The sequence below is a fragment of the Evtepia gabavorous genome (assembly GCF_003425665.1).
GTDB lineage: Bacteria > Bacillota > Clostridia > Oscillospirales > Oscillospiraceae > Evtepia > Evtepia gabavorous.
On record NZ_QQRQ01000023.1, the window covers coordinates 1 to 23,235 of the forward strand.

The 23,235-nt window shown below is 60.8% G+C and carries 25 protein-coding genes; 8 read left to right on the top strand and 17 right to left on the bottom strand.

The genetic code is table 11. The features are described from left to right. From DV520_RS10165 to DV520_RS10175, 3 genes are all read right to left on the bottom strand, one after another. Positions 1-268 (bottom strand): glycosyltransferase family 2 protein (locus DV520_RS10165; protein ID WP_117142641.1); only part of this gene is annotated, 268 nt, incomplete at its 3' end. 108 nt (positions 269-376) lie between these two features. After that, a complete protein-coding gene (gene metK, locus DV520_RS10170) occupies positions 377-1,558 on the bottom strand; it encodes a methionine adenosyltransferase (protein ID WP_117142642.1) in 1,182 nt (393 codons plus the stop codon). A 115-nt stretch (positions 1,559-1,673) separates the two neighbouring features. Further along, positions 1,674-2,918: an adenosylhomocysteinase gene (locus DV520_RS10175; RefSeq protein ID WP_117142643.1), complete on the bottom strand. Its 1,245-nt coding sequence runs from the start codon at positions 2,916-2,918 to the stop codon at positions 1,674-1,676. Between the two features lie 398 nt (positions 2,919-3,316). Between DV520_RS10175 and DV520_RS10180 the strand changes: the two genes are divergently transcribed. From DV520_RS10180 to DV520_RS10190, 3 genes are all read left to right on the top strand, one after another. Next, positions 3,317-4,192, top strand: a complete 876-nt coding sequence (locus tag DV520_RS10180) for a rhomboid family intramembrane serine protease (protein WP_242984689.1) — start codon at positions 3,317-3,319, stop codon at positions 4,190-4,192. 37 nt (positions 4,193-4,229) lie between these two features. Continuing rightward, entirely contained in the window at positions 4,230-4,622 is a 393-nt protein-coding gene (cdd, locus tag DV520_RS10185) for a cytidine deaminase (RefSeq protein WP_117142644.1), read from the top strand. 74 nt (positions 4,623-4,696) lie between these two features. Then, positions 4,697-5,308, top strand: a complete 612-nt coding sequence (locus DV520_RS10190) for a sugar O-acetyltransferase (protein ID WP_021918985.1) — start codon at positions 4,697-4,699, stop codon at positions 5,306-5,308. Positions 5,309-5,364: 56 nt separating this feature from the next. Here DV520_RS10190 and DV520_RS10195 read toward each other — a convergent pair whose 3' ends face one another. The 3 genes from DV520_RS10195 to DV520_RS10205 all read right to left on the bottom strand — a co-directional run bounded on the left by DV520_RS10195 (position 5,365) and on the right by DV520_RS10205 (position 6,769). Further along, complete coding sequence (locus DV520_RS10195) at positions 5,365-5,607, bottom strand: hypothetical protein (RefSeq protein WP_021918986.1); 243 nt, start codon at positions 5,605-5,607, stop codon at positions 5,365-5,367. Positions 5,608-5,857: 250 nt separating this feature from the next. Next, positions 5,858-6,082, bottom strand: coding sequence for a DUF378 domain-containing protein (locus DV520_RS10200; protein ID WP_021918987.1), 225 nt, complete (start codon positions 6,080-6,082; stop codon positions 5,858-5,860). A 135-nt stretch (positions 6,083-6,217) separates the two neighbouring features. Then, entirely contained in the window at positions 6,218-6,769 is a 552-nt protein-coding gene (locus DV520_RS10205; RefSeq protein ID WP_117142645.1) for a helix-turn-helix domain-containing protein, read from the bottom strand. Between the two features lie 151 nt (positions 6,770-6,920). Here DV520_RS10205 and DV520_RS10210 point away from each other — a divergent pair, with 151 nt between their 5' ends. Together DV520_RS10210 and DV520_RS10215 are read left to right on the top strand one after the other, a co-directional pair. Next, positions 6,921-7,616: an AzlC family ABC transporter permease gene (locus tag DV520_RS10210; protein WP_021918989.1), complete on the top strand. Its 696-nt coding sequence runs from the start codon at positions 6,921-6,923 to the stop codon at positions 7,614-7,616. Continuing rightward, positions 7,613-7,936, top strand: a complete 324-nt coding sequence (locus DV520_RS10215) for a branched-chain amino acid transporter permease (RefSeq protein ID WP_117142646.1) — start codon at positions 7,613-7,615, stop codon at positions 7,934-7,936. The genes DV520_RS10210 and DV520_RS10215 overlap by 4 nt, the downstream gene beginning before the upstream one ends. Before the next feature lie 80 nt (positions 7,937-8,016). Here the strand turns inward: DV520_RS10215 and DV520_RS10220 are convergent, their stop codons facing one another. Genes DV520_RS10220 through DV520_RS10230 form a run of 3 tightly spaced genes read right to left on the bottom strand, consistent with a single transcriptional unit; the run spans position 8,017 to position 10,883 of the window. Beyond that, the gene (locus DV520_RS10220; RefSeq protein WP_021918991.1) at positions 8,017-8,670 is read right to left on the bottom strand and encodes an RluA family pseudouridine synthase; all 654 of its coding nucleotides are present in this window, start codon (positions 8,668-8,670) and stop codon (positions 8,017-8,019) included. A gap of 1 nt (position 8,671) precedes the next feature. Then, positions 8,672-9,553 (bottom strand): DMT family transporter, encoded by an 882-nt coding sequence (locus DV520_RS10225; protein ID WP_117142648.1) that lies wholly within the window; start codon positions 9,551-9,553, stop codon positions 8,672-8,674. A gap of 46 nt (positions 9,554-9,599) precedes the next feature. Next, the gene (locus DV520_RS10230) at positions 9,600-10,883 is read right to left on the bottom strand and encodes an O-acetylhomoserine aminocarboxypropyltransferase/cysteine synthase family protein (RefSeq protein WP_117142649.1); all 1,284 of its coding nucleotides are present in this window, start codon (positions 10,881-10,883) and stop codon (positions 9,600-9,602) included. A gap of 509 nt (positions 10,884-11,392) precedes the next feature. Between DV520_RS10230 and DV520_RS10235 the strand changes: the two genes are divergently transcribed. Together DV520_RS10235 and DV520_RS10240 are read left to right on the top strand one after the other, a co-directional pair. Then, positions 11,393-13,222, top strand: coding sequence for an NAD(P)-binding protein (locus tag DV520_RS10235; protein ID WP_117142650.1), 1,830 nt, complete (start codon positions 11,393-11,395; stop codon positions 13,220-13,222). Next, the gene (locus tag DV520_RS10240; protein ID WP_021918995.1) at positions 13,216-14,934 is read left to right on the top strand and encodes a [FeFe] hydrogenase, group A; all 1,719 of its coding nucleotides are present in this window, start codon (positions 13,216-13,218) and stop codon (positions 14,932-14,934) included. Before DV520_RS10235 ends, DV520_RS10240 begins: the two co-directional genes overlap by 7 nt. 56 nt (positions 14,935-14,990) lie before the next feature. On the opposite strand, the gene DV520_RS10245 is transcribed toward DV520_RS10240, so the two are convergent. The 8 genes from DV520_RS10245 to DV520_RS12345 form a co-directional block, all read right to left on the bottom strand. Beyond that, positions 14,991-16,157, bottom strand: a complete 1,167-nt coding sequence (locus DV520_RS10245) for an ABC transporter permease subunit (protein ID WP_117142651.1) — start codon at positions 16,155-16,157, stop codon at positions 14,991-14,993. Then, positions 16,135-16,854, bottom strand: coding sequence for an ABC transporter ATP-binding protein (locus DV520_RS10250; protein ID WP_117142652.1), 720 nt, complete (start codon positions 16,852-16,854; stop codon positions 16,135-16,137). Before DV520_RS10250 ends, DV520_RS10245 begins: the two co-directional genes overlap by 23 nt. Then, positions 16,830-17,552 carry a hypothetical protein gene (locus tag DV520_RS10255; protein WP_117142653.1) on the bottom strand — a complete coding sequence of 241 codons (723 nt, stop codon included), beginning with the start codon at positions 17,550-17,552 and terminating at the stop codon, positions 16,830-16,832. The genes DV520_RS10250 and DV520_RS10255 overlap by 25 nt, the downstream gene beginning before the upstream one ends. Beyond that, positions 17,549-18,004, bottom strand: a complete 456-nt coding sequence (locus tag DV520_RS10260) for an RNA polymerase sigma factor (RefSeq protein WP_021918999.1) — start codon at positions 18,002-18,004, stop codon at positions 17,549-17,551. Before DV520_RS10260 ends, DV520_RS10255 begins: the two co-directional genes overlap by 4 nt. 163 nt (positions 18,005-18,167) lie before the next feature. Next, positions 18,168-18,680, bottom strand: a complete 513-nt coding sequence (locus DV520_RS10265) for a GerMN domain-containing protein (RefSeq protein ID WP_117142654.1) — start codon at positions 18,678-18,680, stop codon at positions 18,168-18,170. Next, entirely contained in the window at positions 18,677-20,131 is a 1,455-nt protein-coding gene (locus DV520_RS10270) for a sensor histidine kinase (protein WP_242984688.1), read from the bottom strand. The genes DV520_RS10265 and DV520_RS10270 overlap by 4 nt, the downstream gene beginning before the upstream one ends. Then, positions 20,131-20,820 carry a response regulator transcription factor gene (locus tag DV520_RS10275; protein WP_021919002.1) on the bottom strand — a complete coding sequence of 230 codons (690 nt, stop codon included), beginning with the start codon at positions 20,818-20,820 and terminating at the stop codon, positions 20,131-20,133. Before DV520_RS10275 ends, DV520_RS10270 begins: the two co-directional genes overlap by 1 nt. Next, the gene (locus DV520_RS12345; protein WP_165850091.1) at positions 20,798-21,229 is read right to left on the bottom strand and encodes a ComEA family DNA-binding protein; all 432 of its coding nucleotides are present in this window, start codon (positions 21,227-21,229) and stop codon (positions 20,798-20,800) included. The genes DV520_RS10275 and DV520_RS12345 overlap by 23 nt, the downstream gene beginning before the upstream one ends. Before the next feature lie 142 nt (positions 21,230-21,371). Between DV520_RS12345 and DV520_RS10285 the strand changes: the two genes are divergently transcribed. Next, positions 21,372-23,235: D-alanyl-D-alanine carboxypeptidase family protein (locus DV520_RS10285; protein WP_165850092.1), on the top strand; the 1,864-nt coding region annotated here is incomplete at its 3' end.

The window sequence follows — 23,235 nt, forward strand, 5'->3', positions numbered from 1 at the left end:
CGTCCACAAAGGACAGATAGGTTCCCCGGGCCTGAGCCATGCCCAGGTTCCGGGCCGAGCTCACCCCGCCGTTCTCCTTGTGGAAAACCCGTACCCGGCTGTCCTCCCCGGCAATCTGGTCGCAGAGCGCGCCGCTTCCGTCTGGGGAGCCATCGTCGATCAGCAAGACCTCCAGCTCCCCCATCGTCTGTGCCAGGATGGATTCTGTGCACTTACGCAGAAATGCCTCGGCACGATAAACGGGTACAATCACCGAAATTTCCGGCATACACGCCCCTCCTTTTCGGTCATATCCTTCCGGCGCCACCCTGGGGGCCGGCCCGGCAGGCCATGGAATCCATGCCGGCCGAACCCCTTCGGGCATGCTCCGGTTTTGTTACTGGCAGGCGGCCTTCAGCTGCTCTGCCCGGTCGGTTTTCTCCCACAGGACCCCCAGGTCCTCCCGGCCCATGTGGCCATAGGCGGCCAGCTGCCGGTAAATGGGCTTTTGGAGCCCCAGATCCCGGATGATGGCTGTGGGCCGGAGATCAAAGGTCTTCCGGACCGCCTTCTCCAGCACCTCATCCGCCACGGTGCCGGTGCCGAAGGTCTCCACCAGGATGGAAACCGGCTGGGCCACACCGATGGCGTAGGCCAGCTGAATCTGGCACCGCTTGGCCAGCCCGGCGGCCACCACGGTTTTGGCCACCCACCGGGCGGCGTAGGCCGCGGAGCGGTCCACCTTGGTGGGGTCCTTTCCGGAGAACGCGCCGCCGCCGTGGGGGGCGGACCCGCCGTAAGTATCCACAATGATCTTCCGTCCGGTGAGACCCGTGTCCCCCTGGGGCCCGCCGATGACAAAGCGCCCGGTGGGGTTGACATAGATCTTCGTGTTCTCGTCCATTAAGTGGGCCGGCACCGTGGGCCGGATCACCCGTTCAATCATATCCTTGCGGATCTGATCCAGCTCTGCCTTGGGGCTGTGCTGGGTGGACAGAACCACCGTATCCACCCGGACCGGCTGGTTGTTCTCATCGTACTCCACCGTCACCTGGGTTTTGCCGTCGGGACGGAGGTAATCCACCTGCCCCTCCTTGCGGACCTGGGTGAGGCGCTGGGCCATTTTATGGGCCAGGGAAATGGCCAGGGGCATGCACTCCGGGGTCTCGTCACAGGCGTAGCCAAACATCATGCCCTGATCCCCCGCGCCGTTGTCCAGCTGGCTGTCGCCCTCGGCCTTGGCCTCCAGCGACTGGTCCACCCCCAGGGCGATGTCGGCACTCTGCTCGTCGATGTTGGTGATGATGCCGCAGGTGTCACAGTCAAAGCCATACTTGGCCCGGTCATAGCCGATCTCCCGGATCACCTGCCGGGCAATCTTAGGAATGTCCACATAGCAGCTGGTGCTGATCTCCCCCATAATGTGGATGAGACCCGTGGACGCCGTGGTCTCACAGGCCACCCGGCCCGTGGGGTCCTGGGCCAGGATGGCGTCCAGCACCGCGTCGGAGATCTGGTCGCAAATTTTGTCGGGATGTCCTTCTGTTACGGACTCGGATGTAAAAAATCTGTGGCTCATTGGGAAAGAGTCCTCCTTCATATAAATAATCTATCTTTCATTCCGTGTTTCTCAATCGAGTTACTGGCACGGGTTGATCTGATCCAAACCCGTCTTGGCGGGAAGAGGTCCGCCCTCACTCCACCGACCAGCTGCTCAGGTAAGCCTCCTGTTCCGGGGTCAGCGCGTCAATGGACAGACCCTGGGCGGCCAGTTTGGCCCGGCCAATGGCGTCGTCAATGGTGTCCGGGACCGGGTAGACCTTCTTCTCCAGACCGGTCTGTTTGGTCAGCCACTCCGCTGCCAAGGCCTGGACCGCGAAGGACATATCCATGATCTCCGCGGGATGTCCGTTTCCGGCGGCCAGATTTACCAGGCGGCCCTCCGCCAACACATTCAGGGTATGCCCGTTGGATAGGGTATAGCCCACAATGTTCTCCCGGCGCACCTCAGACTGTACCGCCATCTCCCGCAGGGCAGCCACCGCCACCTCGCAGTCAAAATGGCCAGCGTTGGCCAAGAGCACATTGTTCTTCATGGCCGCAAAGTGACGGCCCACAATCACGTCCCGACAGCCAGTCACTGTGACAAAGACATCCCCCAGAGGGGCAGCCTGGTCCATGGTCATCACCTGGAAGCCGTTCATGGTGGCATCAAGGGCCTTGAATGGGTCAATCTCTGTGACAATCACTCGGGCACCCATACCGGCTGCCCGCATAGCCACACCCTTCCCACACCAGCCGTAACCGGCCACCACTACAGTCTTACCCGCCACCACCAGGTTGGTAGTGTGCATAATGCCATCCCAGGCTGACTGCCCGGTACCGTATTTGTTATCATAGTAATGCTTAGCCTTGGCGTCGTTAACTGCTACCATAGGGCAGGGCAGGATGCCTTCTTTTTCCCGGGCCTTCAGGCGAAGAATACCGGTGGTGGTTTCCTCACAGCCGCCGATCAGGCAGTCTGCATACGCCTGGCACTTGCCCCCCAGTAGATCGATTAGATCTCCACCATCATCAATGACAATGTGAGGATGGCACTTCAGGGTCTCCGTAAGGTGCCGCTGGTACTCCTCCGGGCTGGCCCCGTGGATGCCAAAGGTCTCCACCCCCATGGACGCCAGGCCGGCGGCCACGTCATCCTGGGTGGACAGGGGGTTGGAACCGGTCAAATAGACTTCCGCGCCCCCCTGCTGGAGCACATAGCCCAGGTTGGCGGTCTTTGCCTCCAGATGGACCGACACCGCCACACGGAGCCCCTGAAAGGGTTTCTCCCGCAGAAACCGGGCCTCAATCTGAGACAGCGCGGGCATAAAGTCCCGGACCCATTGAATCTTTTTCCGGCCGGCTTCCGCCAGCGCGGGATCTTTAACAATGCTCATCTTCTTCCGCTCCTTTCTTCACATTCTATGTGAAAATATAGGCGCTGACCGGCCGCCCACAAAAAAAGGCTTCCGTCAGGAAGCCTTGGTCGCTGGACGCGGCGCCTCCTTATCGCTGTTAGCAGAACCACCTTGCCCGCAGGCAGGTTGGTGTGAGGTCATCAAGCTAACTCTCTCGCCCACTCTCGATAATGCGCTCCTATTCAATTCACGCGAAAAACATTTACGCTATATTATACACCATCCGCCGGAAAAGGCAAGAAAAATTTTTCAGGATGCGGACAATTTGAAAAGAGAGGCAATTGTTTACAGTTTATTGTAGACTTCCCGCCGGAAAGCGGGTAGAATAAGGTAGACAATCTATCCCATTTCACAAGGAGGTCATTTCTTTGCGCGCCATGCAACAGTGGCTGGACCGTTTCTGCTACAAGCACCCCCGTCTGAGCATCCCGGGTCTCATGCGGTATATCGTCATCGGCAATGTGCTGGTTTTTCTGCTGGACCTGTTCAGCACCGGCGGCTATCCCATTGCCACCAGCCTGCTCAGTTTCAGTTCTGATGCGATCTTACAGGGGCAAATCTGGCGGATCATTACCTTTGTCTTTGTCCCCGCCACCAGCCGAAACATTTTCCTGTTTGCCATCACCCTCTACTTCTACTACTTCATCGGCAACGCCCTGGAGCGGGAGTGGGGTTCCAACAAGTTCACCATTTTCTATTTCTTCGGCATTCTGCTGAACATTCTGGTGGGCTTTCTGGTGGGCACCGCGTCCATGTACTATGTCAATATGTCCATGTTCTTCGCCTTTGCCACCCTCTATCCCAACTTGCAGTTCCTGCTCTTCTTCATCATCCCGGTCAAGGCCAAGTGGCTGGCCTGGATTGACGCGGCCTACTTTGCCCTGGCGGTCCTCCAGTATCTGCTGACGGGGCACTTCCTGTACGCGCTGATTCCCATTGTGGCTGTGCTCAACTACCTTCTGTTCTTCGCCGCGGACATCGGCAGCCAGTTCTCCTACTGGAAAGGCCGGGCCAAGAACCGGGCAAGGCAGAACCAGTACCGGCAGGCCTACAACCATCCCGGCAGCGGCCCCAAGGTGGTCAACTTCCACGACGCCAAAACCAAGACCAAAACCCAATACCTGCACAAGTGCGCCGTGTGCGGCAAGACCGACCTGACCGACCCGCAAATGGAGTTCCGCTACTGCTCCCGGTGCAACGGCTACTACTGCTACTGCGCCGACCACATCAACAACCATATTCACATCCAATGAGAGCCCGAACGGGCTCCTCTCCAGGAGGCGATATTCTATGACCGATCAGGCTCTGGTGGAGCTGGCCTTCACCATGCTGGAAAAATCCTATGTTCCTTACTCCCGCTTCCCCGTGGGCGCCGCGCTGGAGGGGACGGACGGGACCGTATATACCGGCTGCAATGTGGAAAACGCCGCTTACGGCTCCACCCTCTGCGCCGAGCGCACCGCCCTGGTCAAGGCCGTCAGTGAGGGCTGCCGGTCCTTTACCCGTCTGGCAGTGGTGGGCAACAGCGCCGATTACTGCTGGCCCTGCGGCGCCTGCCGGCAGATGCTCTATGAGTTTGCCCCCGACCTGGAGGTGCTGGTGGCCCGGCAGGATCACACCTTTGTCAAATACACCCTGCGCCAGCTTCTCCCCCAGGGCTTCGGGCCGGACTCCCTGGCCTGACCCCGTCCCTATAACGACGCCCCCGCCCCGGCGGAGACGCCGCTCCGCCCCCGCGTCTCAAAGGAGGTATCCTGATGGATCTGCAAGAATATCTGGCCCGTATGAATTCCGGCGAACCCGTGGAGGGCGGCGGCGAGATGCACCGCTTTATGCGGGAAATCAATGAGGTCACCATGCGCCTGACCTGTGAGCTCAACGCCAAGTACCACACCGGGGAGGAAATCCGGGAGATTTTCTCCAAAATCATTGGCAAGCCCGTGGATAAGAGCTTCCGCCTCTTTCCCCCCTTCTACACCAACTGCGGCAAGAACACCACGGTGGGCAAAGGGGTCTTTATCAACACCGGCTGCCACTTCCAGGACCAGGGCGGCATCACCCTGGGTGACGGTACCTTTTTGGGCAACAACGTGGTGCTGACCACCATGAACCACGACTTTGACCCAGAGAAGCGCTCCACCACCTACCCCGCCCCCATCGTCACCGGGAAGAACGTCTGGATCGGCTCCAGCGTTACGGTGGTTCCGGGGGTACATATCGGGGACGGCGCCATCATCGGGGCCGGGTCCGTGGTCACCAAGGACATCCCCCCCTACACCATCGCGGCAGGCGTCCCCGCCCGGGTGATTCGGAAGATTGACCCCAAAACGGATCATTACCCCTCCACCTATAAAAATCGAAAAAAATAAGGCCTCTCTAAACAGGGAGACGGCGGGTTTGCCACCCTGCCGTCTCCCTGTTTGCATCATTCTGCCTGTGCAGATTGCTTCTCACTGGCTTGCCCCGCCTCGTCGTTCATGTTTTGGTTCTGCTCCAGAAGCGCCAAAATGCGCCGGAGCAAGGAAATACACCAAACCCCCGTAATGGCAATGGCCATAACGATCATCATTGCCCCTACAAGATAGAGCTCGACGAAAAAGGCCAGTATCATCGTCCAAAAGCAGGATACCAAAACAATCCAAAAGGTTGACCAGTTAAATTTCACCATATCATCTCACCTCTCCATACGTGCAAGACACAAATGCTTCTCTCTTTCCTCTCTTTGCGTATGTACAGTTTACCATAATTTCTCATTCTCTGTCAAACTTATTTGTATAGTTTGTTTTTTCTTTTGCGCGAGAACAGAAAACAGAGGAACGATGTTTTGAAACACCGTTCCTCTGTTTGTTCTCTCCTGGATGGCAGAGCTAACATAAGCGTTTTCTGTTTCTCCGCCGATCAAGGGGTTGGGTTGGATTTTACGCATTCCCGCGCGCTGTCCGCTCCACGCGATCCTCTCGGAAAAAGAGAGTGATGCACCAAATGGCAGACAGGCAAACCAGGATATACACCAGCCGGCTCAGACCGCTGGCGGAGCCGCCAAAGAGGGCCGCCACGATGTCCAGGCCGAAAATCCCGATGCTGCCCCAGTTTAAGCCACCAATGATGACCAAGACCAGGGCGATTCTGTCGATCACCTTCATAGGGAACCTCCTGGAACCACAACTGCGTGGTCCATTGGATTTTCGAAGCCCGGCAAGAGGCATTGCCCCTTCCGGTCTCCGTAAGGTAGTATGTCCCGCCCCTCCGGCCGCCATGCTGGAACATTTTTCTTTTTTTCAGCCGGGATAGTAATTGATCACCAAACCGGTGACCCGCTCGTCCCCGGCGTTTCGATAGGTATGGTCCGCCGTGGAGTCAAAGCCCAGCGCATCCCCCGGCCCCAGCCGGTAGGACTTCCCCCCGGTCTCCACTGTCAGCTCCCCCTCCAAAACCGTGATATATTCCTGTGCCTGGGCCAAGTGGCCTGGGGAGGTGTTGGCGGTATGGGGGTCCAATTCCATGTAAAACAGCTCAAAGGACCGCTCCGGCCCCCCCTGAAAATAGCAGTACACCCGATAGTGGCCGTTCCCCTCGGTCTGGGGAGAGAGCTCCTCCCGCCGGACCAGGGTGGGGCCGGGCTCACTTCCCTCCAGCAGCCGGGTATAGGGCACCTTCAGTCCATTGGCAATTTTCCAAATGGTGTTGATGGTGGGATTTCCCATCCCCTTCTCCATCTCCGAGAGCATCGCCTTGCTGATCCCCGCCAGGCCCGACAGCTGGCCCAACGTGAGATTGCGTTCTGTTCGCATCTGCTTTAGGTTTGCCCCAATGCGCTTGCCCCAATCCATGCAAAATCCTCCTTCGGCCTCTTGACAAAAAAATCGAACAGTTGTAAGATATAGCAGTCTTTTGTTCGATGTTTTGGATTTTTGTACAGTATAATAATTTTATTATACCGGACCCGCCGCAAAAAAGCAAGCAGGATTGGAGGTATGTCCCATGAAAACCAAGGCCTTCCGGGCCGCGCTCCCCTACACCTTACCCATCTGTGTGGGATTTCTCTTTCTGGGCATGTCCTATGGATTTCTCATGCGCAGCCAGGGCTTTTCCTTTGTCTATCCCATGCTGATGAGCCTGTTCATCTTCGCCGGCTCCATGGAATTCGTGACGGCCAACCTCCTGCTCATGCCCACCTTCCAGCCGCTCCACGCCTTCCTGCTGACCTTGATGGTCAACGCCCGTCATCTGTTCTATGGCCTGTCCATGCTGGACAAATTCCAGAACCTGGGCTGGAAGAAGCCCTATCTGATCTTCGGGCTGTGCGACGAGACCTTTTCCATCCACTGCGCGGTCCCTCCCCCGGAGGGGGTGGACCGGGGCTGGTTTATGTTTTTTGTCACTGTACTCAATCAGCTCTACTGGGTGGCCGGGGCCACCCTGGGCGCCCTGCTGGGGTACTTGATCCACTTTAACACCACAGGCATTGAATTCGTGATGACCGCCCTGTTCGTGGTCATGTTTCTCAACCAGTGGGAGGAGCGGAAAGACCACCGCCCCGCCCTGATCGGGGTGGGCTGTACCCTGCTGTGTCTGCTGGTCCTGGGCAGTGACCATTTTCTCCTACCGGCCATGGGCCTGATCATCCTCTGCTTTCTCTGGCTGCGCAGAAGATCCCCCCAGGAGGTGTCCCCATGACAATTTTACAGCAGGTTCTCACTGTGGCGGCCGTGGTGCTGGGTACCATGACCACCCGCTTTCTCCCCTTCCTTCTCTTCCCTGAAGGCAAACAGCCCCCGGCGTTTATCCGTTACCTGGGCACAGTGCTTCCCAGCGCAGTCATCGGCCTGCTGGTGGTCTTTTGTCTGAAAGACGCGGTCTTCACCAGCTGGCATGGCCTGCCGGAGCTTTTGGGCATTCTGGTCGTCGCTTTGCTGCACCGGTGGAAGAAAAATATTCTCCTGAGCATTGCCGGAGGAACCATTTTTTATATGGTCCTGGTTCAGATGGTTTTTTGATCCCCGCCCCCACCAAACATGCCGCACGGCCTGCCGCGGTTCCTTTGAGAACTGCGGCAGGCCGTGCGGCGTATCATTTTTTATAGTGTATTTTGAAAGAGCGTCCAGGGCTCCGTCGCCGGCGGGGAAAGACGAAAGTCCATGGCCTCCCCGGTTTCCGGATGGGTAAAGGCCAGATGGCTGGACCAGAGGGCAATCTGCCACGATGGGGGGTCGGGGTATTTACTGTACTTCCGGTCCCCAGCCAGGGGCATTCCCCGGGCGGAAAACTGGGCTCGAATCTGGTGGGTTCGCCCGGTCTCCAGGCGGATCTCCACCAGGGAAAATCCCTGCCGGTTGTCCAGCAGCCGGTAGTGAAGCACCGCCTGCTGAATCCCCTTGCCGGGGACCTTGGCCACATAGGTTTTCCGGGTCTTTTCATTCCGGCCCAACAGATCAATATAGGTTCCCGCATCGTACTGGGGACGCCAGTGGACCACCGCCTGGTATTCTTTTTGGAACTGATCCTCCCGAATCTGCCGGGAGAGCTCCGAGGCCGCGTGGCCTGTCAGTCCGTAGACCATCAGTCCCCCCACCACCTGATCCAGGCGGTGGACCGTCCGCACCTTGGCCTGGGGCTGCCCGATGGCCTGTCGGATCAGGTCGGGCATCCCCCCGGGCTCGTCGGTGGAGAGCACCCGAAAGGGCTTGACGCAGACCACCAGGGCCTGGTCCTGATACAGGATTTCAAGCATACTATTTCTCCTCTTTTTGCGGCAGTGTCTGCCCCGCATTTTTGGGGGACTGCGGCGCCCCCCGGACGGACAGCACATTATACAGCATCACGCTGACAAAGACAATCCCGCCCCCCAGAAGAGAGAGCCTGGTCAAGGTCTCCCCCAGCACCAGTGCCACCAAAATGGGATTAAGCACCGGTTCAATGCCCGTAATCAGGGAGGCCGTCACAGGCGGAATGTACCGGATTCCCGTGGTAAGCAGGGCATAGGCCAGCCCCAGCTGAAACACCCCCAGCAGAATCCCAAAGCACAGCGTGGTCCCATCAAACTGAGTCTCCCGCACCAACCAGGGCAGACCGATTACCGCCCCCATGCTCTGTCCCAGGATGGTAGACCACAGAGGGTCTCCCCCCGGAATCTTGTTGAGCAGAAAGACCCAGGCATAGCATATCCCCGCCAGCACGGCGATCACATCCCCCAGGAAGCGCCCGCTTCCCAAGCTGTCCAGGAAAAAGCAAAACACCCCGCCGAACACACAGACGCAGGCCGCCAGGTCCAGCCGCTTGGGCCGCTCCCGAAAGACCGCCCAGCTGCACAGAATGACAAAGATGGGCGCGGTAAACTGGAGCAGCACCGCGTTGCCCGCCGTGGTCAGTTTGGTGGCAACGGTATACAGGGCCGTGGCTCCGCACACGGCCAGCCCCCCTAAAACCACTCCCCCGGTCAACCGGAGTCTGCGCCGGGTTAACCGGGCAAACACCAGCAGAATTCCCACCGAGATAAAGCTCCGAAAGGAATTGATAGACAGGGGCTGCCAGGGAATCATCTTCACACAGAGACCGCCGATGCTGAGCAGCAGGGCAGCGGCCACCACCATAGCTACGCCTTTTTTGGACACCATTGCAATCGCTCCTATCCATAAAATGAGAAGCGTGGGACAAGCAAACTCACACCTGGTCCAGGGCCTGCTCCAAATCTGCCAGAATGTCCGTGATATCCTCAATGCCCACAGACAGGCGAATGAGGTCGGCGGAGACGCCGGCGGCCGCCAGTTCCGCCTCGGACAGCTGCCGGTGGGTGGAGGAGGCCGGGTGGAGCACACAGGTCTTGGCGTCCGCCACATGGGTGGCGATGGAGGCCAGCTTCAGCCCCGCCATAAAGGTCTCCGCCGCCTTGCGGCCCCCCTTGACGCCAAAGGTCACCACACCGCAGGTCCCCTTGGGCATATACTTCTGGGCCAGGTCATGGTATTTGTCCCCCTCCAGACCGGGGTAATTGACCCAGGCGATCTTGGGGTGCTTCTGCACGAATTTCGCCACCGCCAAAGCGTTGGCACAGTGCTGGGGCATCCGCAGGTGCAGGGTCTCCAGACCCACGTTGAGCAGGTAGGCGTTCATGGGTGCGGGGGTGGCGCCGAAGTCCCGCATGAGCTGGACCGTGGCCTTGGTGATGTAGGCCCCGCCCAGACCAAACCGTTCGGTATAAGTCACACCGTGGTAGCTCTCATCCGGGGTGCACAGGCCGGGGTAGCGGTCCGGGTATCGGGTCCAGTCAAAGTTCCCGCTGTCCACAATGGCGCCCCCCACGCAGTTGGCGTGCCCGTCCATGTATTTGGTGGTGGAGTGGGTGACAATGTCCGCCCCCCACTGGAAGGGCCGGCAGCCCACCGGGGTGGCAAAGGTATTGTCCACGATGAGAGGCACCCCATGGGCGTGGGCGGCGCGGGCAAACTTCTCAATGTCCAGAACAATGAGGGCGGGGTTGGCGATGGTCTCCCCAAACACCGCCTTGGTGTTGGGCTGGAAAGCGGCGTTCAGCTCCTCTTCAGAGCAATTGGGGTCCACGAAAGTGAAGTCAATGCCCATCCGCTTCATGGTAACGGCAAAGAGGTTGAAGGTCCCCCCGTAGATGGCCGCGGAGGCCACCACGTGATCCCCGGCGGAACAGATGTTGAACACGGCAAAGAAGTTGGCCGCCTGACCGGAGGAGGTCAGCATCGCCGCCGTGCCCCCCTCCAGGGCACAGATCTTCGCGGCCACCCGGTCTGAGGTGGGGTTCTGGAGCCGGGTGTAGAAATAGCCCTCCGCCTCCAGGTCAAACAGCGCCCCCATGGCCTCGCTGCTGCCGTAACGGAAGGTGGTGCTCTGCACAATGGGGATGTTTCGCGGCTCCCCGCTCTCGGGCACATAGCCGGCGTGGAGACACTGGGTCCCCTTTTGATACTCCTGCATAATTTTGCTCCTCCTTATCAGCTGGTTCCGCCGGAGTGATTCGACGGGTGATTGACAACGGGTAATTGATTAAGAACGACGTATTATACCGCTTTTTTCCCGCCACGGTCAATCCCTTCCGGCAAACCTGCTGGTCAGAGATCGCTGGAGAACAGGGCCTGCGGGCCCCTTGCCTGTATTGTAGGCCGGCAGCCCCGGGATTTCCATGCTCTCTTTTTGTGAAAAATCTTCCCCGCCGATGCTATTTCTACTCATTTTATCCCCTCTATACGGATTTTTGAGCAATTCTTTTTCTGGTTTCTTCCTTTTTGTTGCTTTCCTCTCTCTTTTTCCACAAAAATGGTAAGGTTAAAATTTTCTATTGCATTTTTCGTCATTTCCGATTATGATATACGCCGTATAACCGAATTCTACCTTGTTTTTTCCCGATATTTTGGACTTTTGGGACAAAAATAATCGGTTTCCAATCAAACGCGCTATCCCACCCAAAGGAAAGGAGACCACTGATTTTGAGCAGACTGCGTATCACCCCATGGGAGAATTCCCAGCGCACAGTGGACGATCTCTACGCCGACATGGAGCGCCGCATCTCTGCGGCCCCCTGCGGAAACTGTCCCGTAGAGCTCACCAGCGCCTTTTTGAAACTCTGCCTGGCCCAGAGCTGCGGCAAATGTGTGCCCTGCCGCATCGGCCTGGACCGGCTGGCCGCCCTGCTGGACCAGCTGCTGGACGGTCAGGGCAGCCAGGCCGATCTGGACACCATCCTGCGCACCGCGCAGTCCATTGTGGACAGCGCCGACTGCGCCATCGGATTCGAGGCCGCCCAAATGGTCCTGGACGGGTATGTGGCCTTCCAGGACGATTACCTGGCCCACGTGACCCAGGGCAGCTGCACCGCCAACTTTAAGAGCGTCCCCTGTGTGGAGCTATGTCCCGCCCACGTGGACGTCCCCGGGTACATCTCCCTGGTGGGAGAGGAGCGGTACGACGACGCCATCCGTCTGATCCGAAAGGACAACCCCTTTCCCTCGGTCTGCGGCCTGGTGTGCGAGCACCCCTGTGAGACCCACTGCCGCCGGACCATTGTGGACTCTCCCCTGAACATCCGCGGCATCAAACGCTTCGCCGTGGACCACGCCGGAGAGGTGCCCGCCCCGCCCCGGGCCCCCAGCTCGGGCAAAACCGTGGCCATTGTGGGCGGCGGCCCCTCGGGACTCACCGCGGCCTATTTCCTCTCCCTCATGGGCCACACCGTCACGGTATTCGAGCGCAAGCCCAAGCTGGGCGGCATGCTCCGCTACGGCATCCCCAGCTACCGCCTGCCCGGCTCCTACCTGGACCGGGACATTGACACCATCCTCTCCACCGGCGTGTCGGTGCGGGTAAACTGCGAAGTGGGGACCGATGTCACCTTAGAGGAGCTCCGCCGGGACTATGACAGTCTCTATCTGGCCATCGGCGCCTCCCTGCACAAGGGCCTCGGCATCCCCGGAGAGGACGCCAAGGGGGTTCTCTCCGCCATCGAGATGCTGGACATCACCATCCGCTCGGTAAAACCCGACTTTACCGGCAAGCACGTGGTGGTGGTGGGCGGCGGCAACGTGGCCATGGACGCCACCCGCACGGCAGTCCGCCTGGGAGCCGCGTCGGTCAAGTGCGTCTACCGCCGCCGGATCTCTGACATGACCGCCCTGCCGGAGGAGATCGAGGGGGCCATGGCGGAGGGCTGCGAAGTGCTTCCCCTGAAAGCCCCCGTACGGATTGAGACTGATGACGATGGCGCTGTCACCGCCCTTGTGGTACAGCCCCAGGTCATCGGCGAGGTCCGGGGAGGCCGTCCGGCCCCCAGAAAGGCCGACCAGCCGGAGGAGCGAATTGCCTGCGACGTGGTTCTCATGGCGGTGGGGCAGGTGGTGGACTCCAAGAGCTTTGCCCAAGCAGGGGTCCCCACAGATCACAACAACATCGTCACCGCCGACGACGGCAGCGTTCCCGGGCTGGAAGGGGTCTTTTCCGGGGGCGACTGCGTCTCCGGCCCCGCCACGGTGATCCTGGCCATTGAGGCCGGCAAGGTGGCCGCGGCCAGTATTGATGAATACTTGGGCTTCCATACCGATATTTCGGCCAATCTGGACATTCCCCCCGCCCCCTTCCGCCTCAAACACGCCACCGGCCGGGTGGACCTCACCGAGCGGGAGGCCAACTGGCGGAAAAACGACTTTGAGCTCATGGAAAACTGCATGTCCGAGCAGGAGATGGCCCAGGAGTGCAGCCGATGTCTCCGCTGTGACCACTACGGTCACGCGGGCTTCAAAGGAGGGAGGCTGATCAAATGGTGACCCTGACCATCGACAACAAGCAGGTCTCCGTCCCCGCCGGCACCACCATTCTGGACGCCGCCCGGGCCGTGGACATCCATATCCCCACCCTGTGCTACCTGCGGGAGATCAATGAGGTGGCCTCCTGCCGGGTGTGCGCCGTGGAGGTGGAGGGGGTGGACAAGCTGGCCACCGCCTGCAACACCCTGGTGGAAGAGGGCATGGTGGTCCACACCAATACCCAGCGGGTCCGTCTGACCCGGAAGACCAATGTGGAGCTCATCCTGTCCCAGCACGTGGACCACTGCGTCACCTGCGTGCGCAGCGGCAACTGCTCCCTCCAGGCCCTGTCCAAGGCCATGAACATCCAGTCTGTCCCCTTCCGAAAAGAGGCCACTGAACGCCCCTGGGACCCTGCCCTTCCCATTCTGCGGGACAGTTCCAAATGCATCAAATGTCTTCGGTGCGTCTCGGTCTGTGACCGGGTCCAGTCCCTGGGCGTTTGGGAGGTCACCGGCTCCGGCGCCCATACCACGGTGCGCATCCGGGGCGGGCTGCGGATGAACGAGGCCAGCTGCGCCCTGTGCGGCCAGTGCGTGGTCCACTGTCCCGTGGGGGCTCTGCGGGAGCGGGACGACACGGAGACCGTCTTCTCCGCCCTCAGCGATCCCACCAAAGAGGTGGTTTTCCAGATTGCGCCTGCGGTCCGGGCCGCCTGGGGAGAGAGCTTGGGGCTTTCCCCGGAACAGGCCACGGAAAAGCGCCTGGCCGCGGCAGTCCGGGCCCTGGGGGTCAAGCATGTGTTTGACACCACCTTCTCCGCAGACCTCACCATTTTGGAGGAGAGCAGCGAGTTCGTGGAGCGGCTGTCCCACCCAGAGTCCAGCAAGCTCCCCCAGTTCACCTCCTGCTGCCCCGGCTGGGTCCGCTTTGTCCGCACGGAATATCCCGAGCTGGCCGGTCACCTCTCCACCGCCAAAAGCCCCCAGCAGATGTTTGGCGCCATCGCCAAAAGCTATTACGCCCAGAAGCTGGGCAAGAGCGCCAAGGATATCTTCTGCGTCTCCGTGATGCCCTGCGTGGCCAAGAAATACGAGGCCGCCACCCCCGAGGTCAGCGACGTGGCCGACCAGGATGTGGATGTGGTCCTCACCACCCGGGAGCTGGACCGGATGCTCCGGGCCATGCAGATTAACGTGGCTGCCCTGCCGGAGGAGGACTTTGACAGTCCCCTGGGCCGGGGGTCTGGCGCCGGGGTGATCTTTGGGGTCACCGGCGGGGTGATGGAGGCCGCCCTCCGCACCGCCTATTGGAAGCTCACCGGCTCCAATCCCCCTGCCGATGCCTTTCAGGACATCCGGGGGCAAAAGCCCTGGCGGGAGGCCTCCTTCTCCATTGGGGAGACCACCCTCCGCCTGGCGGTGGCCTCCGGCCTGGGCAGTGCCCGGGCTTTGATGGACGCCCTCCGGGCCGGACAGGTCTCCTACGATTTTGTAGAGGTCATGGCCTGTCCCGGCGGATGTTCCGGCGGCGGCGGTCAGCCCATCCACGACGGGGAGGACCACGCCGCCCAGCGAGGGCAGCGTCTGTACGCCCTGGACCAGGAGAGCCCCATCCGCTTCTCCCATGAAAATCCCACCATCCAGACCCTCTACCAGGAATACCTGGGCCATCCCCTGTCGGAGACCGCCCATCACCTGCTCCATACAGACCAGCGCAAGTGGACGCTGTAATCCCATCACAGCAAACGCGGCAAAGGAACTGGTTCCTTTGCCGCGTTTGCTGTTCTTTACCGGGCGCCCACCTGGCACCGGCGGTATAAACGCCGTCCCCCCAAGGCCAGCAGAGCCGTGAGAAGGAGGTAAACCACCGGCGTAACCTGCCAAGTGGTCAGGGAAAGGCCCCCCACTGAGAGCAGATCATAGCGAAACGCCCCCTGCAGTGAGACAAAATTGCTGGGCAGAAGATACCACAGCACGGAGAGCAGCCTGGGGCTTTCTGGCACCGCGGTGATGAGCGTGGTCAGCAGGAGAATCCCCACCAAGATTCCCATGGTAGCCACACTGTTCCGGGTCACTTGGGAGAGCACCATCGCGGCCAGGCTGGTGACCGCCGCCGCGGCCAAAAAGGCGCCGAACAAAATCAGCGTCACCTGCCCGATGGATGCTCCCAAGGGCATCAGCAGGGTAAAGAGCGCGGAGACCCCGAAGCCCTCCAGCCCATAGACCAGCCCGGTGACCCCCAGCAGAGTGGCCAGAAGAAGCAGGCCAAAGCCCACCCCCACTGTCAGGCCCGCCAAGAGCTTCCCGGTGTACAGGGCCGTTCTGCCCCGGCGGCTGGACAGGATCAGCTGATCAGTCCGGTGCTGCGCCTCTTGGGGAAACATACCGGAAAGGGCCACCGACAGAAAGAGAACTTCCAGGAACGTCATCACCTTCATCAGGGAGGCCATCTGGCTCCACCCCTCATGATACCCTCCATAGACCAGCGGCTGGGAGAGCTGCTGCTGGACCTTGCTCTGCCAGTAAGAGGCCGCCTGCTCCGTGGCGCTTCCCTTTTCCGCCTCTGTGCGCAGCTTATCTTCCAGCCGGTCATACAGCATCTGCTGATCCACGGCCAGAATCTCCGCGCTGGCCGCAGTGTCCAGCACATGGCCCAAAAACTCATAAATGTCGATGCAGCCCATCAGCTCCCTGGCGTCCCCTGCAAAAACCATTTTTTCATAGGCCGGCCGAAATTGGTCCAGCATATCCTGGTCCACGGTCTCACCGGCCAGCGCGGCGCCGCCCTCTCGGTGAAGACGGATGATCTCCTCGCCCCGCAGCCCGCTGTCCGTGGTCTGCAGGCAGGCTGCCGCCCCCCACAGACACAGGCACAACAGCAAAATTCCCCCTGTGATCCAGAGCACCTTCTGCTGCAAACATTTTTTCAGCTCAAAGCGATACAGTTCCGCCATGCTCTCCCTCCTCTCCAAACGCTTCCAGGTAGAATCCTTCCAGGTCCGCGATCTCCGATGCCGGGCCCTGGTGAATGATCCGTCCGTCTTTCATCAGCAGGATCACATCCGCAATGTGCGCCAGGTCAGAGACAATGTGGGTGGACACCAGGACAATGCTCTGCTTCCCCAGGGATGCAATCAGCCCACGAAAGCGCACCCGCTCCTTTGGGTCCAGCCCCGCTGTGGGCTCGTCCAGAACAAGCAGCTTCGGGTGGCCCAGCAGAGCCTGGGCAATGCCCAATCTCTGTTTCATGCCGCCGGAGTAGGTCTTGATCTTCCCTTTCGCCGCCTGGGACAGCCCCACCAGCTCCAGCAGTTCTTTGGCCCGGCGCCTGGCCTGGGCCTTGGGCAGCCCCTTCAGCGCCCCCATGTACCATAGAAATTCCTCCCCTGTGAACCCCGGGTAATAGCCGAAGTCCTGGGGAAGATAGCCCAGGCACGCCCGGTACTCCTCCTGTGCAACCCCCAGGCCGTCCAGGGAAATCTCCCCCCCTGTGGGATGCAAAATGCCACAGAGCATTCGCATCAGGGTGGTCTTCCCCGCGCCATTGGCGCCCAAAAGTCCGTAAATCCCCGGCGTCAGGGTCAGGCTAACCCGGTCCACCGCCAATTTATGGGGGTATTGTTTGCTCAGCGCTCGAATGACAAGTTCCATGCTTCCTCCACTCCTTTCTTGGTTAGGGCCAGTTCCCTGGCCAGAGCCGCCGACAGCACTGCCGCCGCCAAAAGCCATCCTGGAAAATTCCACGGCGCAAACAGTGTCTGCATCCACCCCACCGCCAAAAGATAGCCGCCGCTTACCAGTACTGCCAGCACCGCCGCCCCATAGACCATCTCCCGCCCCCGCAGCCGGCGGGACAGCCACAGCCCGCCATAGGCGGTGAGAAGGTAGGGGACCAAAAGATACACCACGGTCCGTCCAAAGGAGGCCGCCCCAGTCCCCCGGCACAGGAGGGTCAGGCAGAGCAGCAGGACGGCGTGCAGGCTCCCCACCAGGCAAAGCCGGGCCAGCAGGACACTTTTCAGAGAAAACCGGGTGGCCAGTTCCAGCTCCTCCATGCCGTATACCGCAGACCTGGTCCCCTCTGTCACCGCCAGCAGCGCCACAAAGGGCAGCAGCGCAGCAGTGATCCAGAGAACATTGGGATTCATACAGCTCCCGCCCCAAACCGCCGGAAGCAGCACCCCGCAGGACAGCAGCCAAGTCCGCTTCCGCAGATAGGGGATCTGGTTCCAAAGAAAGGTCCCCAGGGAGAGGTCCGGCTGGGGCAGGGTCCTGAGAAAAACCGTTTTTCTCTGGGGGGGCGGCGGGGAAAAGGATGCAGCAAGGGCACGCTTCAGTCTTCGGTTCATGTTCTCTCCTCCTCTCGCAATGCCTCTCTGAGTTGGGTCAGCAGCCTGCCGCACCTTCGATAGATGGCAAACCGGGACAGCCCCGTCAGCCGGCTCAGCGCCTGCAGGGGCACCTGGTTGGCATAGCGCAGGAGCAGCAGTTCCTGGTCCTGGGGGGTGAGCGTCTCCAGGGCCCGTTCCAAGTCCCATCGCTCCACCAGCGTGCCCGCGGGGTCCGCGGCAACCTGGTCGGTCTCCTGCAGCGGGAGGGTTTCCCTTTGCCGGGTCACGTCCACACACAGGTTCCGGGCAATGGTGTACAGGGTGGGCAGCGCCTCCCGCTCCCGCTGGCCGGGATAATGGTCCAGCCAGCGAAGGAAGGTCTCCTGCACCAGGTCCTCGGCGGTCTGGACGTCCCTGACCCGAAAATAGCAATACCGGTATAGCTTATCATATTGATCTTCCAAGTCCATGGCAGGGTCTCCCTCCTTCCACTTTGTATAACGGCCGTCCCCGGCAAAATGTGCGGCCTAAACGGTATTTTTTTATTTTTCACAAAAAAAGCCCCCCTGAAACAGGGGGGCGGCACAAGGGGCCAACTATCGCAAGTCTAATTGTAGTTCGTCTCCTCAAAAATTAGGACACATCCTGGGCTGTTTCCTCCGACATACCTGACTGGAGCGCCGACCAGGCCTCCTCCGCGGTCAAGCGCTGGTGATCCCGGAAGGAAAGCATCTCTCCCTCGGCGGTAATCATCACCGCCTCCACCCCCTCCAGCTGGGTCAGAGTGAGCACCACACTGTAATCGGCCAAAGTCAGGTCAATGCCGGAGAGCACCCCATATCCACTGGAAAAATCCACCGTCAACAGTCCGTTGTACAGGGTCCACTTCCGCAGCGTCACCCCGCTGGGAATGGCCATCGTCAGATTCTCGCTCTGGGGCGGGCTCAGCAGCAGGTTCAGAAGCCCCTCCACCGGCTCGGTGTCCGGGGGAAGCACCCGCTTCTCCGCCACCAGGGCGGCCTCCTCCCCCGCGGCCTGGTTGCAGTAGTACACCGCGTATTCGGTTCCCTTCGCATTTCCCCCGCAGCCCGCCAGCGCGAAGAGGCAGAGGGCCAAGAGCAGGGCCCCGGCGCATCTTTCTTTCATCCCCCGCTCTCCTCCTCTCTCCACGCCGGAAGAATCACCGTAAAGACCACGCCGGCCGGCTGCCTGGCCTGGACCGTGATGGTGCCGCCATGGTGGCGCACCGCGTCCCGGACAATGGACAAGCCCAACCCCGTGCCGCCGGCCGCCCGGGAGCGGGCCTTGTCCACCCGATAAAACCGCTCGAAAATCCGCGGCATGTCCGCCTCGGGAATGCCCACGCCTGTGTCGGCCACGGACAGCAGCACCCGCGCTCCTTGGCGGCGTGTGGTCACCAAAACTTCTCCGCCGGTGACGTTGTACTTAATGGCGTTCTCCATCAGATTCCGCAGGATCTGACTGGCGTCCTCCTGGTTACACCGGACAATACAGTCCTCCCCCAGGTCGGTCTCCAGCGTAATCCGGTCCTCCTCCGCCAGCGGCGCCAGCATCCGCCCGATCTTCTCCACCTGCTCCGTCCAGTCCACCGGCTCCTGGGCCATGTCCCGCCCCTCGTCCAGGCGGTTGAGCTCCAATAATTCCTGACTGATGTGGATGAGACGGTCCGCCGCCTCCCCGATGTCCGCCACAAACTCCCGGGCGGTGTCCCGGTCAATGGAGGCATCCTGTAAAATGGAATCGGTGAGCAGCCGAATGGACGCCAGGGGGGTCTTCAGCTCATGAGACGCATCGGAGACAAACCGCCGGCGCTCCTCCTCCGTGACCTGGAGCCGTCCCGTCAGCTGGTTAAACTCCTCAGCCAACTGCGCCAGCTCATCGTGTCCATCCATGGAGATCCGATGGGTGTACTCCCCGGCCCGCACCGTGCGGATTCCCCCCAAGAGGGTCCTGACCCGCCGGGAAAGGAACGTGGAAAAGGCCCCAAACAGAACCAGTACCGCCAGGCAGACCACCACGGAGATCAGCCGCAGGTTCCGCTGCAGCTCCTCCAGCAATGCCCCCTGGTCACTGTCCTGGTCATACAGACAGACCGCCCCCACCACCTGGTTTCGATTCATCACCGGGGAGGCGGCCCGACTGGAGAAGGCCCCGTCCTGGTACTCACTGGAAAAGGCGTCGTTGCCCCGGAGGGCGGAGACCACCTCTCCAATGAGGGCATATTTCCCCAGGGCGGAGGGCTCCCCGGTATCGTAGAGAACCCGTCCCGCCCCGTCCGTGACCAGAACCCGCCGGACCTCCAGCTCCTCCAGCTGGCCAATGGCCTGCTCCACCGTCTCCGGCGTGAGCTCGTCGGCGGTGGTGAGGGTGTTGGTGATCAAAACCAGCTGGTTGGCCAGGGCGGTCTGCTGGGAACGAAACATCAGATTCTGTCCCATAATCAGGGGATAGGTATTCATCAGAACCAGCAAAACAGCAATGAGACAGGAATACCCCAGGGCAAGACGCATTTGCAGGGAGTGGCTGATGTTCCACTTTCCCCCCATGGGGCCCCCTTTTTTTCCGCGCCGTCCCATCACGCCTCCTTAAAATAGTACCCCACCCCCCATTTGGTGCACAGGTGGGCGGGGTGGGCAGGGTCTTGCTCCACCTTTTCCCGCAGACGGCGGATATGGACGTCCACCGTGCGGTACTCCCCGGTATACTCGTAGCCCCATACCAGGTTCAGCAACTGTTCCCGGCTGTAAACCCGGTTGGGGTTTTTCATCAGCAGCTCCAGCAGATCAAACTCCCGGGCGGTGAGCTCCACGGGGTTGCCGTCCTTCCAGGTGGTCCGGGCCGCACTGTCCAGGGTCAGTCCCCCCAAGGTCAGCCGCTGGTCCGAGCCCGCCTGCCGCCGGGTGGCGGCGGACCGGCGCAGCAGCGCCTTGACCCGGGCCTTAACCTCCAAAATATTAAAGGGCTTTGTGATGTAGTCATCCGCCCCGTACTCAAACCCCAGAAGCTTGTCCGTGTCCTCCCCCCGGGCGGTGAGCATAATGATGGGGACGGTGGAGAATGCCCGGATCTCCATACAGGCCTGCAGCCCGTCCAGCTCCGGCATCATCAGGTCCAGAATAATCAGGTCGTACTCGTTGGCCCGGGCCAGCTCCACCGCCTGACGGCCATTGTACCCCACATCCACGGTATATCCCTCGTTCTCCAAGTTAAACCGGATGCCTTTCACCATCACCTTTTCATCGTCAACCACCAGAATCCGTGCCATGGTCTCCTCCTTTCTCCACCGCCGGAACCCCAACGGTCACATAGGGGCGCAGCCGCTCCAGGGTGGCCTCCCCAATGCCCTTGACCTCCAGCAGCTCTTCCACCGCGGAAAATCCGCCCTTCTCCTGGCGCCAGGCCAGAATGGCGCTCCCCTTCTTCTCCCCAATGCCCGGCAGGCGCATCAGGTCGGAGAGGGTCGCCGTGTTCAGGTCCAGGACCTCTCCCTCCAGCATTCCCGGCGCCTCTGGTTCCTCCGCCGGCTGGCTGGTCTGGGCGGTCGGATTCTTCGTCACCTGGACTTCCTCCGGCTGCACCGTATGGAACCAGAGGAGGGTCCCCGCCGCAAAACATGCGGTCAGAAGAAGGACTGCTCCCTCCAACCATGAAATTTTCGCAAATTTTCCGGCCATTGTTCCCCTCCCCCATTGCGTCTTGTGTCGAGCTTTGTTATGATAATGAGTGAATTTCCTTTCAATTTCATTCCATTCCCCGGTCCTTGGCCTGGAATGTGAAGATACAAAATGATTATAACACGGGATGTGGATGTTTCCTATGAAAAAAACGCTGATTCGCGCCATTTCTTTTTTCCTGACCTTGTCACTGCTCACGGGCTTGCTGATCCCTTTTGCCAGCGCCATCGAGTACGAAGGGGTGGAGTCCATGACGGTGGACGCCACCGCCGCGCTTCTCATCGACCTGGACACCGATCAGGTGCTTTACGAGCAGGCTGCCGATGAACAGCGTTATCCCGCCAGTATCACCAAAATTATGACCGCCCTGCTAACCTTGGAGGCCATTGGACGGGGGGAGCTGGACCTGAACACCGAGATCACCGTGGACGCCGCCGCCCTGGCGGACATCACGGAGGACTCCTCCACCGCCAATCTTCAGGCCGGCGAGAAAATCACGGTGAAGAATCTACTTTACTGCCTGCTGCTGGCCTCCGCCAATGAGGCGGCCAATGTATTGGCCATGGCCGTCAGTGGAGATATCCCCACGTTTGTGGAGCTGATGAACCAGCGTGCCCAGGAGTTGGGGATGGCGGGCACCCACTTTGTCAATCCCCATGGCCTGCACAACGCCGACCACTACTCCACAGCCCGGGACATCTACCGCATGTCCAAGCAGGCCATGACCCACGCGACGTTCCGGGAGATCGTCTCCACCGGCCGCTATACCGTCCCCGCCACCAACCTGTCCAAGGCCCGCAGTCTGCTCAACACCAACGGTCTGCTGACCTCCGCCAAGCATTACGGCTACACCATGGACGGCACCATCGGCATCAAAACCGGCAGCACCGGAGAGGCGGGCTACTGCCTGGTGGCCGCGGTCCAGAAAAAGGGGCACACACTGGTCTCCGTGGTTTTGGGGGCCCAAAACCCCACGGACAGCCGGGGCAATGTCCAGCGCAAGCAGTTCACCGAGAGCAAGCGGCTGCTCAACTGGGGCTTTACCAATTTCTCCGACGCCACCCTGCTGGATGCGGAGACCTACCTGCAGGAGCTCCCTGTCCGCTTCTCTTCGGAGGCCAGCCACGTGGTGGTGCGGCCCACCCGGTCGGTTCAGGTCATGGTCCCCGGGACCTATGACCCGGAGCGGCTGGAGCTCCGCCTTCGCTTCCACCGGGATGTGGCCTCCGCCCCCATTGAAGCGGGGGATGTCCTGGGCACCGTCACCGTGATTTACGCCGGGGAGGAATACGCCACGGTGGACATGGCCGCGGTGAGCGACGTGTCCTTCTCCCCTTTTATGGCCTTTGTCTCCAGTGTGAACACCGTTCTGGGAAACATCTATGTCCGGCTGCTGCTGCTGATCGCCTTGGCCCTGGTTGTCGTGGGACTTGTCCGCCGGTTCCAGGAGCGGACCAAGGAGGAGCGGCGGGCCAAACGGCAGCTGCGCCAGCAGGAAAAGATCGCCTTCCGCCAGCGGGAGGCCGAGGCCCGGCAGCAGGATGAGGCCCAGGCCAAACTGGAAAAAGAGGCCCGGGAGCAGCAGCGCAAGGAAGAGCTGCTCCGCCGCCAGCAGGAGGCCCAGGAGCGACAGGCCAAGCGGGCCCAGGAAGCCCAGGAACGGCAGGTCAAGCGGGAGCAGGAGCGACTGGAGCGGGAGGAGCGAAACCGCCAGCTCCGGGCAGAGCGGGAAGCCCGGCAGGCCGAGGAACGCCAGCGCCGGCAAGCCGAACGGGAGGAGCGCCAGCGCCAGGCCGAGGTCCGCCGCCGACAGGAAGAGGAAGCCCGTCGCCAGCGGGAGGAGCGAGAGCGCCGGCAGCGCCAGGAACGGGAAGCCAGACGCCAGGAAGAACTGGCCCGCCGCAGGCAGGAGGAACGGCAGGCCCGGCAGCGGGAGGAACGGCGCCGGCAGGAACAGGCCGACCGGGAACGCCGCCGGCAGGCCGAATGGGAACGCCGGGCCCGGC